Source organism: Micromonospora sp. DT15 (assembly GCF_049841475.1).
Lineage (GTDB): Bacteria > Actinomycetota > Actinomycetes > Mycobacteriales > Micromonosporaceae > Micromonospora.
The window spans coordinates 297,218-313,771 of record NZ_JBNCKJ010000008.1 but is presented as its reverse complement, the minus strand read 5'-3'; the positions used below and the strand labels follow the sequence as shown (position 1 = coordinate 313,771).

Sequence of the window (16,554 nt, the reverse complement as noted above, 5' to 3'; positions counted from 1 at the left end):
CAGGTATCGCGTACAACCTACAAGGTGGTACCAAGATCACAATGGCTGGCCGGCGGCGGCCTGCCAGGGCCCGAGGGAGGCGATAACATCCCGTTTCGGAGCCGACACGATACGGAGGGTGTCGATGTCCCAATCGATCACGCGCCCGGTCCTCGCAGGTCTGGCCGCCAGCCTGTTGACCGTACCGGCCCTTCCGACCGTCGCCGCCACCGCCGGGCTCGGAGCGTCGGCACCGGCCTGCGCGACCCCACTCGCCCCCGTCCGGCCGGTCGCCGCCAGGCCCTGGCCACAGCAACGGTACGACCCGGCGCGGCTCGCGCCGCTGGCCACCGGCGACGGGGTGACGGTCGCGGTGGTCGACTCCGGGGTGGACCGGGTGCACCCGCAATTGGCTGGGAGGGTGCTGGCCGGCACCGACCTGCTCGACCCCGGCGGGGACGGCGGTCGGGACTGCGCCGGGCACGGCACCGGTGTGGCGAGCATCATCGCCGCGGCACCCCGCCCCGACGTCGCCTTCCGCGGCCTGGCACCGGGTGCCCGAATCCTGCCGGTGCGGGTGAGCGAACAGCAGGTCGTGCAGGGGCGGGAGTCGGGGCGTACGGTCAGCGCCGACGAGTTCGCCAGGGCCATCCGGTGGGCCGTCGACCATGACGCCGACGTGGTGAACCTGTCCGTCGTGCTGTACGCGGACGACCCGGAGGTCCGGTCGGCGGTGCGGTACGCGGTCGAGCGGGACGTGGTGCTGGTGGCCGCCGCCGGCAACCTGCACGACGGTGGGGACCCCCGACCGTTCCCCGCCGGCTACGACGGGGTGCTCGGCGTGGGCGCGATCGGGGCGGACGGCGGGCGGGCGGCGTTCTCGCAGACCGGCTCGTACGTCGATCTCGTCGCTCCGGGCAGCGAGGTCCTGACCGCCGCACCCGGTGTCGGCCACCATCGCGTCGAGGGGACCAGTTACGCGGCGCCCTTCGTGGCCGCCACCGCCGCGTTGCTGCGGGAGTACCGGCCGGAGCTGACCGCCGCCCAGGTGGCGGAGCGGATCATCGCCACCGCCGACCCAGCTCCGGGCGCGGGCCGGGGCGGCGGGTACGGCGCCGGAGTGTTGAACCCCTACCGGGCGGTCACCGAGACCAGCGGCGGCCGTGCGGCCGGCGCGCCGCCGGTCGCCGCGCTCGCCGACGACCGGGCCGACCCGGCGCAGCTCGCCCATCAGGCCCGTCGGGTCGCCGCACGGGACCGAGCCCTGCTGGTCGGGGCGGTGGCCGGCATCACGGCGGTCACCGTGGCGCTGCTCGCCCTGGTGGTGCCCCGGGGCACCCGTCGGCGCTGGCGACCGGCCGGCCCGGCCTGAGGCCGCCCGCACAGGGCCCTCGCCGCCGACCGGCTGCGGGCGGGGCGCTGACCCGGACACGGTCAGCGCTCCCGGCCCACATCGCTCACTGGAACAGCCCGGTGTTCTTCTTCTCGGTGTCCAGGTAGTCGGTGGCGGAGTCGTTCACCGCCAACCTGATGTCACGCAGCATCCCCTGCAGGTCCTGCGAGGCCGAACGCCACCGCGCCTGCCGCTGTTCGTAGGCCTGCTGCGCGTCGCCCGTCCAGCTCGCCACCAGCGGGGCGGCGTCGCGTTCGAGTTGACCGAGCTGCGCGTCGAGGGTGTTCAACGCCTTCTGAATGTCAGCGCCGGCCTGCTGCAGCGCGGCGAAGTTGACGACCAGCACACCATGGTCCATCGGATTCCCTCCCCAGTGGGATCAGAGCGGCAGCTGGATGCCGCCGCGGTTGGTGCCGGCCACCCGGCTGGCCACCTCGTCGTCGGACGCGTGGTACTGCCGACCGGCGGTGCGGATCGCACCGGCGGTCTCGCGCAGCGCGCGGTGCAGCGCCGCCTGGTCCTGTGACCACTGCTGCTTGACCTGCTCGAACGACCGGCCACCAGCGCCACGCCAGGCCTGCTGCAACACTTCCAGCTCGGCCAGCAGGCCGGTCAGCATGGACTGCAACGACTGGTCCACCTGCTCGAACTTCGCGGCAGTCTGCTGCATCACCGCTGCTTCTGCCTTGGTTTGGGACATCCGGACGTCACCTCGTCTCTCGGATCGCACCTGGCCGTCGACGCGCCCATCCCGGGGCGACGCGTCGTCGCTTGGCCCGGTCTTTCGAGCACTGAGACACGGGTCAGCGAAGGACTTCGTGGCTGACGGTAGCGACCTCGTAGCGGTTCTGCTACCCCCACCGGCTTCCCCTGTGGACAACCGAGGCGGCCATCGGTCGCTTACGATGTGCCGCAGCCACGTCGCGGCGCGTGACGGGCCGCCGGAGGGCGGCCGGCCGCCCGACCCCGGTCCCCACTGGTCGAGGAGGCACGGTGCCGGCGATCACCACCGGAGGGCCTCACCCGCCGACCCCGGTCGGGTCCGAGGCAGGCGCCTCCCCACGGGTGGGCGGGCCGGGCCGATCCACCGACAGCGGTCCGCTGCCGGTCGAGCAGCGCACCTCCCGTCGCCGGTCGCCGGCGGCCCACTGGGTCGCACTCGGCCGTCGTGCGGCTGCCGGAGCGCGAGCCGGCCAACTGGTCACCGCACAGGTCGCGGCGGCCCTGGTGCTCGTCACCCTCGGCCGACCCGCGCCGGTCGTCGCGGCAGCCGTACTGGTGGCCGTGCTGCTGGTGGCCGCCGCCTGGGTGCCGGTGCGGGGCCGGTGGCTGTTCGAGTGGCTCGGCACCGCCGTCGGGCACCTCACCCACCGGCGGGCGTTGACCGGGCCGGCCGACGCGGCCGAACTGCTCGACCTGGTAGCCCCGGGCACAGTGGTCCGCTCGACCGAGTTGACCGGCGGGCCGGCGGCCCTCCTGGAGGACACCACCGGCATGGTCGCGCTCCTGGAGCTCGGCGACCCCGGCGACCTGCTGGGTGACGTGTCCCAGGCGATCCCCGCCCCGGCCGCGTTGCTTCCCCCGACCGGGCCGGACCAGCCCCCGCTGCTGGTCCAACTGCTGCTCGCCGGTGCGCCGGCGCCGGTGCCGAGCGCCGGTGGCACGGTCGGCACGTCGTACCGGCAGCTCACCGACGGACGGCTCGCCGGGCGCGAGCGGGCGGTGGTGGCGGTCCGGGTGCTGCGGGTGAATGGTTGGTCCGAGGAGGACCTGCGCCGGGTACTCGCCGGCACGGTCCGCCGGATCGTCCGCCGGCTCGGGCCGTTGGCCGCGCGACCGCTCGGGGTGCCGGCGGCGCTGCGCGTACTGGGCGAGCTGGCCCACCACGACGGCGACCCGGTCCGGGAGTCGTGGCCGGCGATCCGGTCCGGCAGTCTCGTCCAGGCCACCTTCCGTCTGCTCCACTGGCCCGACACGGGCGCTGCGGCTGGACGCCGGCTGGTACCCCGCCTGCTGGCGCTGCCGGCGACGGCCACGACAGTGTCGATCTGCTCAGGCCCGTCGCCGACGATGCCGCCGTCGCCGGCTCCGCCTACTGCCGGCGGAGTGCCGACCGAGCTGACCGTACGCCTGGCCGCCGGGACGGCGGCCGAGTTGGCGGCGGCCGGCGAGGCGCTGGTCCGCCTGGTGAGCGACCTGGGCGGAAAGCTGCGACGACTCGACGGCGCGCATCTGAGCGGGCTGGCCGCCACGCTGCCGTTGGCGCTGACGGCACCCGGCGCGCAGCCCCGCCCATTGGGGCCCGGGCAGCGACCCGGCCCGACCGTAGAGGACTGGGAGCTGTCCCTGGGCGACGCGGGAATGATGGTCGGCACCAACCGGCACGGTCGCGCCGTCACAGTGCGACTGTTCCGGCCGGAGAGCACCCGCGTGCTGCTGGTCGGCGGGGTACGGGCAGCCCAGCTGGTGGCCCTGCGCGCCCTGGCACTCGGCGCCCTGGTGGTGGTGCAGACCGCCCGGCCACGGGCCTGGGAGCCGTTCGTCCGTGGGGTTGGCGCACCGGGCGGGACGATCCCGTTGCTCCCTCCCGGTCGGGCGGTCGCCGACGGGGTGGGCACCGCGCTGCGTCCGTTGCTGCTGATCGTCGACGCCGGGCCGGTGGCGGCCGAGGCCGTGCCGGGTCCGCCGTGGCGGGCCACCCTGGTGGTACGCGACGAGCTGACCCCAGCCGATGTGGACGCGTTGAGCCGCGCCGACCTGGCGTTGCTCCAGCCACTGACCTCCGCCGAGGCCACCCTGGCCGGAGCCGCGCTGGGGCTGGGCGGGTCGGCCGAGTGGCTGACCCGGATCCGGGAGGACATGGTGGCGGTGGTCAACCGTCGGGCGCTGCGCTGGGCACTGCTCTCCCCCACACCGATCGAGGCGCAACTGATCGGCCCGCCGACGCGCGGCTGAACTGATCGGCCCGCCGACGCGCGGCTGATGCCACCGGACCCGCCAGCCGGCGGGTTACGTCCGTGCGGTGTCCGTGGCACGATCCCCGCCATGGGTTTTCTGAAAGGTCTGCTGATTCGGCTGGCCAGCACAGCTCTGGCTTTCTGGCTGGCCACGCTCCTCATCCCGGGCATCTCCCTGGATTCGAACTCGGCCACCGAGACGGTGACCACGCTGCTCCTGGTGGCGGTGATCTTCGGTGTGGTCAACGCTGTTCTCCAGCCGATCATCAAGACCGTCGGTTGTGGCTTCTACCTGCTGACCCTGGGTCTCATCGCCCTGGTGGTGAACGGGCTGCTCTTCCTGCTCACCAGCTGGATCGCCGACCAGGCCGGGTTGCCGTTCTCGGTGGACGGTTTCTGGCCGGCGGCAGTGCTCGGCGCCCTCTTCGTGAGCATCGTGACCTGGATCCTCGGCGCCGTCCTCGACCGGGACTGACCGCCGACCAGCAAGCACCGACCCGGTCCGTCCGGGGCTCCGACCTCGGCCGGGGCCCCGGCGGGCCGATGACCAGAGTTCGGGAATGTTGCGGCCTTACCGCCCACCTCGGTGGTTAGCGTCGCGGCATGTTCTCGCTGACCTATTCCGACGGCCACCTGCTCAGCACCGATCCGGAGCGGATCGACCTCGATCTGGTGCACCACTGGTTGTCCACCGACGCGTACTGGGCGCTCGGACGGGACCGGGCGACCACCGAGCGGTCGTTCGCCGGCTCGCTGCCGTTCGGCATCTACCGGCCGGAGGACGGCCGCCAGGTCGCCGTGGCCCGGGTCGTCACCGACGGTGCCACCTTCGCCTGGCTCTGCGACGTGTACGTCGACCGCGCCGCCCGGGGTCGCGGGCTGGGCGGACGGCTGGCCGGCGCGGTCCGGGACCACCTGGATGAGCTGGGCGTACGCCGGATCCTGCTCTGCACGAACGACGCCCACCAGGTGTACGCGGGGGTGGGCTTCACCCCGCTGGACGCGCCGCAACGGTGGATGCAGCTGGACCGGCGAGCCCCGGTGACCCCGCTCACCGGAAAGGAACAAAGCAGCACTATGCCCCTTACGGTGGAGACGTGACGCCACTTCGCCTGGGATACCTCTACGGCCTCGGCGCGTACCTGCTCTGGGGTTTCTTTCCGCTCTACCTGAAGCTGCTGCGACCCGCCGGCCCGCTGGAGATCCTGGCCCACCGGATCGTCTGGTCGGTGGTCTTCGTGGCTCTGCTGCTGGGCGCGCTGCGCAACATCGGCTTCCTGCGGGCGTTGCTGCGCCGCCGGTGGGCGGTGGCGGGGATCGTCGCCGCCGCCGCGCTGATAGCTGTCAACTGGGGCACCTACATCTACGGGGTGAACTCGGACCGGGTGGTGGAGACCGCGCTCGGCTACTTCATCAACCCGCTGGTCGTGGTGCTGCTCGGGGTGACGGTGCTGCGGGAGCGGCTACGCCCGGCGCAGTGGGTGGCGCTGGGCATCGGCGCGTCGGCGGTCGCGGTGCTCACCGTGGACTACGGACGGCTGCCCTGGCTGGCGTTGACCCTGGCGTTCAGCTTCGCCGGCTACGGCCTGGTGAAGAAGCGGCTCGGGCTGCCGGCGGCGGAGGGGCTGTTCGTCGAGTCGGCGGTGCTGGCGTTGCCGGCGCTGGGCTACCTGGGCTGGCTGACGGCGAAGGCCGACCTGACCTTCGGGCATGTCTCGGCCGGGCACACCGCGTTGCTGGTGCTGGCCGGCGCGGCCACGGCGATTCCGCTGCTGCTGTTCGCCGGGGCGGCCAACCGACTGCCTTTGAGCAGCCTGGGCATGGTCCAGTACCTGGCGCCGATCCTTCAGCTCGGCTGCGGGGTGCTGATCTTCCACGAGCCGATGCCGCCGGCCCGGCTGGCGGGCTTCGCGCTGGTCTGGCTGGCCCTGATCGTCTTCACTGCCGACGCCGTCCGAGCCTCCCGCCATACCCGCCGGCCCACCCCTCTCCCAACGCCCGTCCCAACCCCCTGACCACCCCGCGATCTTGCAGTTTCTGTCACCGATATGCCCTCCATGCCCCTTGTGGAAGGACAGAAAGTGCAAGATCGCGAAAGGGACGGGGTGGGGTGGGTTACGGGACGGCGTAGGTCAACAGGGGCGTGCCGTCGGCTTTCTGGAGCTCCACGCTGACCAGCTCGGCATCGGTGAACCTCGTCGTGCCGGTGAAGCTCAGATCGTCGCCGGGGGCCGCCAACCACGAGCCGATCTGCTCGGTGGCACCGTTCGGGCCCCGCGCCACCAGCCGGAACGGATACGCCTTGCCGTAGCTCGTCCGCGCGTCGTACCCGCAACGCATTCTCACCTCGGTGCCCCACTTCGTGCCGGTCAACCCGAGGTCGGCGTGCACCGGCCCGGCGGAAGCCACCGGTCGCATGGCCACCATCGACACCTGCGGGGCGGGCTTGCCCTGCACGCTGGGCGGGTCGACCGGTCGAGGCAGCGCCACTGCGGTGCCCACACCGACCAGCAACGCCAGCCCGGCGGCGGCCAGTGTGGTCAGTGCGTACCGTCGCCGGTCCGCGGCGCGTTCCCGACGACGACGCTGGCGGGCCTCGTCGAGCAACGCGGGCACCCGGGGCGGGGCCGGCGGCGGCAGGATCTGCTCCAACCCCGCCGGGTCGAGGCGCCCGAGCAACCCGGGCAGGACGGCGATCTCGGCGACCGCCTCCCGGCACGAGCCGCAGCCGCCCAGGTGCCGCTCGTAGGCCGCCCGTTCGGCGGGGGCCAGGGCGCCCAGCACGTACGCGCCGTCGTCGTACGCGAACTCGCACCGGGTCATCCCGTCACCCCCATCTCGGCCAGGACCAACCGTAGAGACCGCAGCGCGTAGTGGGTGCGGGATTTCACGGTCCCTGGTGGTACGCCCAGGCGGGACGCCGCCTCGGCCACCGATCGCCCCTGGTAGAAGCACTCGACGAGCACCTCCCGGTGGGTCGGGCTGAGCCGGTTCAGCGCCTCGGCGACGGTCCACGCCTCCACCGCCCGTTCGGCCTCGTCGATCACCTCGGGCGGTTCGGGCAGATCGTCGGTGAACACCTCGCCGACCCGGGTGGATCGCCGCCGCCAGGCGTCGATGGCCAGGTTACGGGCGGTGGTGAACAGCCAGGACCGCACCGATCCGCGCCTCGGGTCGAGTGACTCCGGATGTCGCCAGGCCCGCAGCAGCGTCTCCTGCACCAGGTCCTCGGCCCGCTGCCGGTCCCCGTTGACCAGCCGCAGGGCATGGGCGTACAGCGCCTCCGCGTGCTCGTCGTGCAGCGCGCGGAGCAGTTGGGCGTCGTGGTCGCTGATGGCGGTCTCCTCGCTTCCGGCGCGCGTCCGGCGGTGCGTCCGCTCGGGAATACGTGCGGTCACGCCGATCGGTTCAGCCCGAGGTCAGACGGGTGCCGCCCGCATAGGTGTTCATGCCCGGTTCACATCGCGGCTGACGAGCGCTCACCACGTCCTCCTAGCGTCCGGCTGGTACGCCGCCTGTCGTGCCACCGACTTCTCTGGAGGCCTCCCCCATGAGCGACCGTCCCCGGCTGCTCCCCCTGTTGAACGGCACCCGCCATGGCACCCGTGATGCCATGACCTGTCTGTACCGGTGCGGAAACGCGTGTGACCACCCGGTCCCGAACACCTCCGACAACGCGTACTTCGGTGACGTGGTGAACGCCGAGGTCTCGCGGCGTGGCGTGGTCCGGGCCGGCGCGGTCGGCGCGCTGGTGCTCGGCTTCGGCGGCACGGCGGCTGGCGCGCTCGCCGGGGCGGCTCCGGCCATGGCGGCCCCGACCGCCCCGGACGTTCCGGAGAACTTCGGGTTCGGCCGTCCGAGCACCGGGATCGGCAGCGGCGCGCTGACCTTCAAGCCGATCCCTCCGAACAAGCTGGACACCCTGGTCGTGCCGAACGGCTACGACCACGCCGTGGTGATCAAGTGGGGTGACCCGGTGCTGCCGGGCGCGCCGGCGTTCGACCTGCACCACCAGACCGCCGCCGCGCAGTCCAGGCAGTTCGGCTACAACAACGACTTCGTGGGCGTGCTGCCGCTGGACAAGCAGGGCAAGCGGGCGCTGCTCGTGGTCAACCACGAGTACACCAACGAGGACCTGATGTTCCCGGGCTTCCCCGGCCTGGACGGGCTCTCCGTGGAGCAGGTGCGCACCGCCATGGCCGCGCACGGCATGTCGGTGGTGGAGCTTGAGCGGGTCGCGGGCACCGGGCAGTGGAAGCCGGTCGGCAAGGGCCCGCGGCCGTACAACCGGCGGGTCACCGCCCTGAGCACCAAGTTCGACCTGACCGGCCCGGCGGCCGGCTCGGCCTGGCTGAAGACCGCCGCCGACCCCAGGGGCCGTACGGTCGTCGGCACGCTGAACAACTGCGCCGGTGGCGTGACCCCGTGGGGCACAGTGCTCTCCGGCGAGGAGAACTTCAACCAATACTTCGTGGGAGCCGACGCCGCCCCGGCCGAGCTGAAGCCGAAGCTGGACCGTTACGGCATCAGCACCGCCAGCCGCTACCCCAGCGGCAGCCGCAAGTGGGAGCGCGCGGACGAGCGCTTCGACCTGGCGAAGCACCCCAACGAGGCACACCGGTTCGGCTGGGTCGTCGAGATCGACCCGTTCGACCCGGAGAGCCGCCCGCGCAAGCACACCGCGATGGGCCGGTTCAAGCACGAGGGCGCCAACGTGATCGTCGCGAAGGACGGCCACGTGGTCGCGTACATGGGCGACGACGAGCGGTTCGACTACCTCTACAAGTTCGTCTCGGACAAGAAGTTCATGAAGGGCAACTCCTGGGCTGCCCGCAAGCACAACCTGACCCTGCTGGAGTCCGGCACGCTCTACGTGGCGAAGCTCGACCAGACCAGCGCCGCCGAGATCGACGGTACGGGCAAGCTCCCCACCGACGGCGCGTTCAACGGTCGGGGCCGCTGGATCAGGCTGGTCAGCGGCAACCGGTCGTTCGTCGACGGGATGACCGCGGCGGACGTGCTCACCTTCACCCGGCTCGCCGGTGACAAGGTCGGCGCGACCAAGATGGACCGCCCCGAGGACGTCGAGCCGAGCCTGCTCACCGGCAAGGTGTACGTGGCGCTGACCAACAACACCAACCGGGGCGTCGGCAGCAACCCGAAGCCGGACGAGGCCAACCCGCGCAACGCCAACAAGCACGGGCAGATCCTGGAACTGGTCGAGGATCGCAACGACAACACCTCGGAGACCTTCGCCTGGTCGTTGCCGATCGTGTGCGGCGACCCGACCGACCCGTCGACCTTCTTCGCCGGGTATGACAAGACGAAGGTCTCCCCGATCTCCTGCCCGGACAACGTCGCCTTCGACGCCACCGGCAACCTCTGGATCTCCACCGACGGCAACGCGCTGGGCAGCAACGACGGTCTGTTCGCGACCGCCGTGGAGGGTCCGGAGCGGGGTCACCTCAAGCAGTTCCTGACGGTGCCGCTCGGCGCGGAGACCTGCGGCCCGTTCATCACCGGCGACAACCGCTCGGTCTTCGTCGCCGTGCAGCACCCGGGCGAGATCACCGGGGCCTCGGTGGAGAACCCGGCCTCGAACTGGCCGGACGGTGACTACGCCAAGCCGGGCGTGGTGGTCACCTGGCGCCTCGACGGCGGCCCGGTGGGCAGCTGACGGCACGACCGCCGCTGACGTTGCTCCGGCGGTCCCGCGTGGACCGCCCCGAGAGGCCCTCTCCCAGCCCGGGAGAGGGCCTCTCGGCGGTCAGTTGTCGCTGGCGATGCCGTCGGCCACGCTGCGGGCCACTGTGAGCAGCTTGGCGCGTACCACCCGGGCGGAGGTCATCATCTCGCTGGCCGGCAACGCGCAGGCCAGCACGACCCGGCGTTCCATGTCCTTGTCCGGCGCGACGAGCACCGCGGCGCAGGCCACCCCCTGGCGGAACTGCCCCATCTCCAGTTGCATGCCGCGCCGGTCGCCGGCGGCCAGGTCCGCCTCGAAACTCTCGGTGGTGGTGAGCGTGGCGGTGGTGAACGGGCGCATGCCGTACTCGCGCAGATAGCGGTAGCGCTGGTCGGTCGTGAGGGTGGCGAGCAGCGACTTGCCGAGCGCTGTCGCGTGCGCACCCTCGTCGAAGCCGGGGACCAGATCCTCAAGGTAGGGCGAGCGGTGGCCCTCGGCGACGGCGGTGAGTGCGACCTGGCCGCCGACGAACCGACCAAGGTAGTGGCTGTAGCCGGTGTCCAGGGCGGCCCGGCGCAGTGTCTCACCGACCGCCGGCGGGCCCCGGAACGCCGTCACCAGCTCCCGGTACCGGTCGGCCACCTCCAACCCCACGATGTACGTGCCGTCCTCGCGACGGATCACGTAGCCCTCGTAGGCGAGGGTGCGAACCAGGTGGTAGGTGGTGGCCACGGTCAGCTCGCAGCGTCTGGCGATCTGCTTGACGGTCAGGCCCTTCGGGGCACGACCGACCGACTCCAGCACCCGTAGCGCTCGGGACACGCTGCGAATCAGGTCCGAAGGTTCTGCCAAGGGGTCGCGCACAACCACCTCCGCCGCCGTGGACTTACACCATATGAAAAACAGGCCCGGTGCGAAATGCCTGTTCGGGTCGAGGATGCCAGATCACCATCCACAGGTTGTTGCCCGCCGGTCACCGGGAGTGCGGTGAGCGGGGCTCGCGTAGGTTTGCCGAACGATGACCGACACCTCGAACACCCCCGATCCGGCCGTTGCCCAACCCCATCCGGTCCGGGCCAGCGCCGGCGCAGTCGTCACCACGGTGGCCTGCGTACTCCCCGTCTTCCTGCTCGGCGGTCTCGCCGTGCAGATGGGCACGGACCTCGGCTTCTCACCGGCCGGCCTGGGCCTTGCCGTCTCCGTCTACTTCGGGGTCAGCGCGCTGGCCTCGGTGCCCTCTGGGCGGTTGGTCGAGCGGTACGGACCGGCGGTGGTCGCCCGCTGCGGCATCGTGCTGGCCGCCGGGTCAATGCTGGCCGTGGCCGCCTTCGCCAGGTCGTACCCGGTGCTGGTCGGTCTGCTGGCGCTCAGCGCCGCCGCGAACGCGCTCGGCCAGTTGGCCAGCAACGCGGCACTGGCCCAGCACGTGCCGGCCCGGCGGCAGGGGCTGTCGTTCGGTGTCAAGCAGGCCGCCATCCCGGTCTCCACACTGCTGGCCGGCGCGGCGGTGCCCACCATCGCGCTCACCGCCGGCTGGCGCTGGGCGTTCGTGGCCGCCGCCGTGGCGGCGCTGACGACGCTGGCCGCCGTACCCCGACAGTTGCCTGGCCTGGCCCGTCGGGCCGGCGCCGCGCGCGCGGGGCGGGCGACGGCGGCGCTGGTGGTGATCGGCGCGGCGGCGACGTTGGCGTCGGGCGCGGCCAACGCGCTCGGCACCTTCCTGGTGGACTCCTCGGCGGCCCGAGGTCTGTCGCCGGGCCTCGCCGGCCTCACCCTGACCCTGGGTAGCGCTGTCTGCGTGGCGGCCCGGGTGGGCGCGGGCTGGTTGGCCGACCGCCGCGAGACCGGTCACGTCGCCGTCATCGCCGCGATGCTGCTCGTCGGCGCGGTCGGGCTGGGCCTGCTCGCGTTGACCGGCTCGGTGCCGTTGGTGGTCGGTGTGGTGCTCGGCTTCGGCCTGGGCTGGGCCTGGCCTGGTCTGATGAACTTCGCGGTGGTCCGGCTCCACCCGCAGTCACCGGCCGCCGCCACCTCAATCACACAGACCGGCGTGTACGCGGGCGGCTGCCTCGGCCCGCTGAGCCTGGGCCCGCTCGCCGCCCACCTCGGTTACCCGGCGATGTGGACCGTTGCGGCCGTGGCGATGCTGCTCGCCGCCGCCCTCATGCTCGTCGGCAGCCGCTTGTTGACCCGCGCCGGCGCTGCAAAGGGCCGTGGCGTGGATCAGCTGGTGCGGTCGGCGATGTAGTCGCAGAGCGACTCCAACGCGCTGCGGGACGGGCCGTGCGGCAGCGGGGCGAGCTGCGCGCGGGCGTCCTCGGCGTAGCTGCGGACGGTCTCCCGGGCCCGCTTGAGCGCCGGGCTCTCCCGGAGCAGCCCCAACGCCTCGGCGTGCAGCGCGTCGTCGGTCAACGGGCCGGTCGCCAGGATCTCCCGCAGCCGCACCGACGACGCGTCGGAGTCGTCCGCCTCGCGGGCGTAGAGCACCGGCAGCGTCGGAACACCCTCGCGCAGGTCCGTGCCGGGGGTCTTGCCCGACTGCACCGACTCGGAGGCGATGTCCAGCAGGTCGTCGGAGAGCTGGAAGGCGACGCCGATCGTCTCGCCGTACCCGGCGAGGGCCTCCACGTGCTCGGGGGCGGCCCCACCGAACATGCCGCCGAACCGGGCGGACGTGGCGATCAACGAGCCGGTCTTCTCAGCGATCACGTGCAGGTAGTGGGCCACCGGGTCGTCGTCGGCGCGCGGCCCGACCGTCTCCGCGATCTGGCCGTGCACCAGCCGGGCGAAGGTGCGCGCCTGCAACCGGACCGCCTCGGGGCCCAGGTCGGCGGCGATGTCCGCCGCGCGGGCGAAGAGGTAGTCGCCGACCAGGATGGCGACCGAGTTGGTCCACCGGGAGTTCGCGCTCGGCGCGCCCCGACGGACGGCTGCCTCGTCCATCACGTCGTCGTGGTAGAGGGTGGCGAGGTGAGTGAGCTCCATCACCACGGCGGCCGGGACCACCTGCGCACCGGTCGGATCGCCGAACTGGGCGCCGAGCGCCACCAGCAACGGCCGGAACCGCTTCCCGCCGGCCTCGACGAGGTGCCGGGCGGCCTCGGTGACGAACGGGTCGGCACTGGCCACGCTGGCCCGCAACTCGACCTCGACCGTGTCCAGCAGACCCAGCACGGACGCCTCGACACGGGGATCGGCGAGGCTCAGGCCAAGCGCGCCGAACTGACTCGTGCTCGCCCGACCCCGTCGACCGCCGGAGCCGGAGGCACCTGAACGCTCGCCCGCCGGATTCACCACGCTATCAACCATGCCACACCCGTTCGACCTGCTCCGGCCCGGGGATACGCACCGGGGGCCGGCACGTGAACACGCGCCGACCCCCGGTGATCGATCCTTCGGTCATCTAACGAATTCGGCGGCTCCGGTAGCCAGATCGAGCAGCGGCGCCGGGGCGACACCCAACACCAGGGTCGCCACCACACCGATCATCAGCGCGGCGGCGGTGAGCCCACCGGGCACCGTGACGGTCGGGGTCGACTCGCCCGGCTCGGAGAGCCACATCATCACCACGACCCGCAGGTACGGGAACGCCAGAATCATGCTGGTCAGCACACCGGCGATCACCAGCCAGGCCTGGCCACCCTCCAGCGCCGGCCCGAAGATGGCGAACTTGCTGGTGAAGCCGCTGGTCAGCGGAATACCGGCGAAGGCCAGCAGGATGAACGTGAACAGCGCGGCGAAGAACGGCGACCGGCGACCCAGCCCGGCCCAGCGGGACAGGTGGGTGGCCTCGCCGTCGTCGTCGCGTACCAGCGTCACCACGGCGAACGCGGCCAGCACCGAGAAGCCGTACGCGACCAGGTAGAACATCGTGCCGGCCAGCCCGTCGCGGCTCGGCGCCAACACACCGACCAGCAGGTAGCCGGCGTTGGCGATCGAGGAGTACGCGAGCAGCCGCTTGATGTCGGTCTGGGTGACCGCGAGCACCGCGCCGATGAGCATGGTCAGCACCGCCACCGCGCCGAGGACCGGGGTGAAGTCCCAGTTGGCGTCGGCGAACGCGACCTGGAAGACGCGCAGCAGGGCACCGAACGCGGCGACCTTGGTGCAGGCCGCCATGAAACCGGTGACCGGGGTCGGAGCGCCCTGGTAGACGTCCGGGGTCCAGACGTGGAACGGGGCCGCCGCGGCCTTGAAGAGCAGACCGATGGCGAGCAGCGCCATACCGGCGAAGAGCAGCACCGGGCTGGCCGGCGACTCGCCCACCGCCGCGTGGATGGTGGCGAAGTCGACGCCGGCCGTGCGGCCCGGGATTCCGGCGGTGAAGCCGTAGATCAGGGCCACACCGAACAGGAAGAACGCCGAGGCGTACGCGCCGAGCAGGAAGTACTTCATCGCCGCCTCCTGGCTCAGCAGACGCCGGCGACGGGCCAGCGCGCAGAGCAGGTAGAGCGGCAGGGAGAAGACCTCGAGGGCGATGAACATGGTCAGCAGGTCGTTCGCCGCCACGAAGATCAGCATGCCGCCGATCGCGAACGTGGTCAGCGGGTAGACCTCGGTGAGACCGTTGCGACCCTCGGCCTGCCGCCGGTCGTCGGCCGACTCCGCGGTCACCGCGGCCTGAGCGACGAACGCCCCGCCCCGCTCGACCGAGCGGTCACCGATCAGCAGCAGCGCCATGGCGGCCAGCACCAGGATCGCGCCCTGGAGGAAGAGCGTCGGCCCGTCGATCGCGAGCGCCTGACCCGCCGTGATGATCCGCTCGTCGGCGCTGAGGACCACCATGGTCAGTGCCGCGAGCACGGCGAGCAGCGCCAGCGTCAACTGCACCACGTGCCGCCAGCGACGAGGCACCAGGGCCTCGACCAGCACGCCGAGCAACGCGGTGCCCAGCATGATCAGGATCGGAGAGATCGCCGCGTAGTCGATCGACGGCAGCTTCAACTCGGTCACTTTGCCGCCTCCTGGACGGTGCCGCCCACGGACGGCGCCGGGTCGGTTCTGCCGATGTCGTCCATTGTCGCCTGGACGGCGGGGTTGATCACGTCAGTGACCGGCTTGGGGAAGAAGCCGAGCAGCACGATCAGCGCGATCAGCGGGGCGACCACGACCTTCTCGCGCAGGTTGAGGTCCTTGCGCATCCCGTCGACCTCGGTGAGAGCCGGGTTGAGGGTGCCCTGGGTGGTGCGCTGCACCATCCACAGCACGTACGCGGCGGCCAGGATGATGCCGAGCGTGGCGATCACCGCGACCGGCTTGTTCACTGTGAACGTGCCGATCAGCACCAGGAACTCGGAGATGAACGGCGCCGTGCCGGGCAGCGCGAGCGAGGCGAGACCGGCGAAGAAGAGCACACCGGCGAGCACCGGGACGAGCTTGCCGGCGCCACCGAAGTCGCTGATCAGCGACGAACCACGCCGGGAGATCAGCATGCCCACCACCAGGAAGAGCAGGCCGGTGGCCAGCCCGTGGTTGAGCATGTAGAGCACCGCGCCGGTGCCGGCCTGGGTGGTGAAGGCGAAGATGCCCACGCCGATGAAGCCGAAGTGCGCGATCGAGGTGTACGACACCAGCCGCTTGAGGTCGTTCTGGCCGACCGCCAGCAGCGCGGCGTAGACGATGCCGATCACGCCCAGGGCCAGCGCCCACGGCGCGAACCACTTCGACGCCTCCGGGAACAGCGGCAGGCAGTAGCGCAGGATGCCGAAGGTGCCGACCTTGTCCAGCACGCCGACGAGCAGCGCCGCCGCCCCCGCCGGGGCGGCGCCACCGGCATCGGGCAACCAGGTGTGGAACGGGAAGAACGGCGCCTTGATGGCGAACGCGAGGAAGAAGCCGAGGAACAGCCATCGCTCGGTGCCGGTGCTGATGTCGACCTGCGAGAGCGCCTGCCAGTCGAAGGTCTTCCCGCCGACCACCCATAGGCCGATCACCGCTGCCAGCATGAACAGACCGCCGACGAGCGAGTAGAGGAAGAACTTCACCGCCGCGTACTGCCGCTGGTGGCCGCCGTAGCTGCCGATGAGGAAGTACATCGGCACCAGCATGACCTCGAAGAACACGTAGAACAGGAAGACGTCGGCGGCTGCGAAGACGCCGATCATCGTGCACTCGAGGACCAGCAGCAGCGCGAAGTAGACAGGCACCGACCGCTTCGACGACTCCGCGTCGTGCCAGGACGCCAGGATCACCAGCGGCACCAGCACCGCGATCAGCATCAGCATCACCAGCGCGATGCCGTCGGCGGCGAAGGTGAAGCTGACCCCCCAGTTCGGGATCCAGGAGTACGACTCGCGGAACTGGAACCGGTCACCGCCGGCGTTGAAGCTGACCCACATCACCACCGAGAGCACCAGCACGAGCAGCGACCAGGCGAACGCCACCTGCTTGGCCAGCTCCGGGCGGTGGCGCGGCAGGAAGGCCACCACCAGGGCACCCACCAGCGGCGCCACGGTGAGCACCGAGAGGAACGGGAAGTTGGACATTATGCGGCCTTACCTCCGTCGTCACTGCGTGGTCCGCCGGCGGGGGCGGCCGGA

General features: G+C 71.7%; 15 protein-coding genes. 7 read left to right on the top strand and 8 right to left on the bottom strand.

What is annotated here, in order from left to right:
• Window positions 1-124 precede the first annotated feature (124 nt).
• A complete protein-coding gene (gene mycP, locus ACLQ3F_RS19965; RefSeq protein ID WP_425850679.1) occupies window positions 125-1,351 on the top strand; it encodes a type VII secretion-associated serine protease mycosin in 1,227 nt (408 codons plus the stop codon).
• Window positions 1,352-1,436: 85 nt separating this feature from the next.
• Here mycP and ACLQ3F_RS19960 read toward each other — a convergent pair whose 3' ends face one another.
• Together ACLQ3F_RS19960 and ACLQ3F_RS19955 are read right to left on the bottom strand one after the other, a co-directional pair.
• Window positions 1,437-1,730, bottom strand: a complete 294-nt coding sequence (locus ACLQ3F_RS19960) for a WXG100 family type VII secretion target (protein ID WP_355004864.1) — start codon at window positions 1,728-1,730, stop codon at window positions 1,437-1,439.
• Between the two features lie 21 nt (window positions 1,731-1,751).
• Window positions 1,752-2,072: a WXG100 family type VII secretion target gene (locus ACLQ3F_RS19955; RefSeq protein WP_091395516.1), complete on the bottom strand. Its 321-nt coding sequence runs from the start codon at window positions 2,070-2,072 to the stop codon at window positions 1,752-1,754.
• A gap of 293 nt (window positions 2,073-2,365) precedes the next feature.
• Here ACLQ3F_RS19955 and eccE point away from each other — a divergent pair, with 293 nt between their 5' ends.
• From eccE to rarD, 4 genes are all read left to right on the top strand, one after another.
• A complete protein-coding gene (gene eccE / locus ACLQ3F_RS19950) occupies window positions 2,366-4,327 on the top strand; it encodes a type VII secretion protein EccE (protein ID WP_425850677.1) in 1,962 nt (653 codons plus the stop codon).
• Window positions 4,328-4,417: 90 nt separating this feature from the next.
• Complete coding sequence (locus tag ACLQ3F_RS19945; RefSeq protein WP_091395522.1) at window positions 4,418-4,804, top strand: phage holin family protein; 387 nt, start codon at window positions 4,418-4,420, stop codon at window positions 4,802-4,804.
• Between the two features lie 128 nt (window positions 4,805-4,932).
• Window positions 4,933-5,430 (top strand): GNAT family N-acetyltransferase, encoded by a 498-nt coding sequence (locus tag ACLQ3F_RS19940; RefSeq protein ID WP_357257663.1) that lies wholly within the window; start codon window positions 4,933-4,935, stop codon window positions 5,428-5,430.
• Window positions 5,427-6,344 carry an EamA family transporter RarD gene (gene rarD, locus ACLQ3F_RS19935; RefSeq protein ID WP_425850674.1) on the top strand — a complete coding sequence of 306 codons (918 nt, stop codon included), beginning with the start codon at window positions 5,427-5,429 and terminating at the stop codon, window positions 6,342-6,344. Before ACLQ3F_RS19940 ends, rarD begins: the two co-directional genes overlap by 4 nt.
• 100 nt (window positions 6,345-6,444) lie before the next feature.
• Here rarD and ACLQ3F_RS19930 read toward each other — a convergent pair whose 3' ends face one another.
• Together ACLQ3F_RS19930 and ACLQ3F_RS19925 are read right to left on the bottom strand one after the other, a co-directional pair.
• Complete coding sequence (locus ACLQ3F_RS19930) at window positions 6,445-7,152, bottom strand: anti-sigma factor family protein (RefSeq protein WP_425850672.1); 708 nt, start codon at window positions 7,150-7,152, stop codon at window positions 6,445-6,447.
• A complete protein-coding gene (locus ACLQ3F_RS19925; protein ID WP_051708644.1) occupies window positions 7,149-7,664 on the bottom strand; it encodes a sigma-70 family RNA polymerase sigma factor in 516 nt (171 codons plus the stop codon). Before ACLQ3F_RS19925 ends, ACLQ3F_RS19930 begins: the two co-directional genes overlap by 4 nt.
• Before the next feature lie 215 nt (window positions 7,665-7,879).
• Between ACLQ3F_RS19925 and ACLQ3F_RS19920 the strand changes: the two genes are divergently transcribed.
• Window positions 7,880-10,006 (top strand): PhoX family protein, encoded by a 2,127-nt coding sequence (locus ACLQ3F_RS19920; RefSeq protein ID WP_425850671.1) that lies wholly within the window; start codon window positions 7,880-7,882, stop codon window positions 10,004-10,006.
• 90 nt (window positions 10,007-10,096) lie between these two features.
• On the opposite strand, the gene ACLQ3F_RS19915 is transcribed toward ACLQ3F_RS19920, so the two are convergent.
• Window positions 10,097-10,879: an IclR family transcriptional regulator gene (locus ACLQ3F_RS19915; RefSeq protein WP_124821331.1), complete on the bottom strand. Its 783-nt coding sequence runs from the start codon at window positions 10,877-10,879 to the stop codon at window positions 10,097-10,099.
• A gap of 154 nt (window positions 10,880-11,033) precedes the next feature.
• On the opposite strand from ACLQ3F_RS19915, the gene ACLQ3F_RS19910 reads away from it, so the two are divergent.
• Window positions 11,034-12,263: an MFS transporter gene (locus tag ACLQ3F_RS19910; RefSeq protein ID WP_357257661.1), complete on the top strand. Its 1,230-nt coding sequence runs from the start codon at window positions 11,034-11,036 to the stop codon at window positions 12,261-12,263.
• Here ACLQ3F_RS19910 and ACLQ3F_RS19905 read toward each other — a convergent pair.
• The 3 genes from ACLQ3F_RS19905 to ACLQ3F_RS19895 all read right to left on the bottom strand — a co-directional run bounded on the left by ACLQ3F_RS19905 (window position 12,239) and on the right by ACLQ3F_RS19895 (window position 16,500).
• Complete coding sequence (locus tag ACLQ3F_RS19905) at window positions 12,239-13,324, bottom strand: polyprenyl synthetase family protein (RefSeq protein ID WP_355004857.1); 1,086 nt, start codon at window positions 13,322-13,324, stop codon at window positions 12,239-12,241. The two genes, ACLQ3F_RS19910 and ACLQ3F_RS19905, sit on opposite strands and share 25 nt — an antisense overlap.
• A gap of 90 nt (window positions 13,325-13,414) precedes the next feature.
• Window positions 13,415-14,968, bottom strand: coding sequence for an NADH-quinone oxidoreductase subunit NuoN (nuoN, locus tag ACLQ3F_RS19900; RefSeq protein WP_357196547.1), 1,554 nt, complete (start codon window positions 14,966-14,968; stop codon window positions 13,415-13,417).
• Window positions 14,965-16,500: an NADH-quinone oxidoreductase subunit M gene (locus tag ACLQ3F_RS19895; RefSeq protein ID WP_355004855.1), complete on the bottom strand. Its 1,536-nt coding sequence runs from the start codon at window positions 16,498-16,500 to the stop codon at window positions 14,965-14,967. Before ACLQ3F_RS19895 ends, nuoN begins: the two co-directional genes overlap by 4 nt.
• Window positions 16,501-16,554: the final 54 nt, after the last annotated feature.

Excerpts from the sequence above, each read along its gene's own strand:
- mycP (WP_425850679.1), top strand. The coding sequence starts at position 125 with ATGTCCCAATCGATCACGCGCCCGGTCCTCGCAGGTCTGGCCGCCAGC.
- ACLQ3F_RS19960 (WP_355004864.1), bottom strand. The coding sequence starts at position 1,730 with ATGGACCATGGTGTGCTGGTCGTCAACTTCGCCGCGCTGCAGCAGGCC.
- ACLQ3F_RS19955 (WP_091395516.1), bottom strand. The coding sequence starts at position 2,072 with ATGTCCCAAACCAAGGCAGAAGCAGCGGTGATGCAGCAGACTGCCGCG.
- ACLQ3F_RS19945 (WP_091395522.1), top strand. The coding sequence starts at position 4,418 with ATGGGTTTTCTGAAAGGTCTGCTGATTCGGCTGGCCAGCACAGCTCTG.
- ACLQ3F_RS19940 (WP_357257663.1), top strand. The coding sequence starts at position 4,933 with ATGTTCTCGCTGACCTATTCCGACGGCCACCTGCTCAGCACCGATCCG.
- ACLQ3F_RS19930 (WP_425850672.1), bottom strand. The coding sequence starts at position 7,152 with ATGACCCGGTGCGAGTTCGCGTACGACGACGGCGCGTACGTGCTGGGC.
- ACLQ3F_RS19920 (WP_425850671.1), top strand. The coding sequence starts at position 7,880 with ATGAGCGACCGTCCCCGGCTGCTCCCCCTGTTGAACGGCACCCGCCAT.
- ACLQ3F_RS19910 (WP_357257661.1), top strand. The coding sequence starts at position 11,034 with ATGACCGACACCTCGAACACCCCCGATCCGGCCGTTGCCCAACCCCAT.
- ACLQ3F_RS19905 (WP_355004857.1), bottom strand. The coding sequence starts at position 13,324 with ATGGTTGATAGCGTGGTGAATCCGGCGGGCGAGCGTTCAGGTGCCTCC.
- ACLQ3F_RS19895 (WP_355004855.1), bottom strand. The coding sequence starts at position 16,500 with ATGTCCAACTTCCCGTTCCTCTCGGTGCTCACCGTGGCGCCGCTGGTG.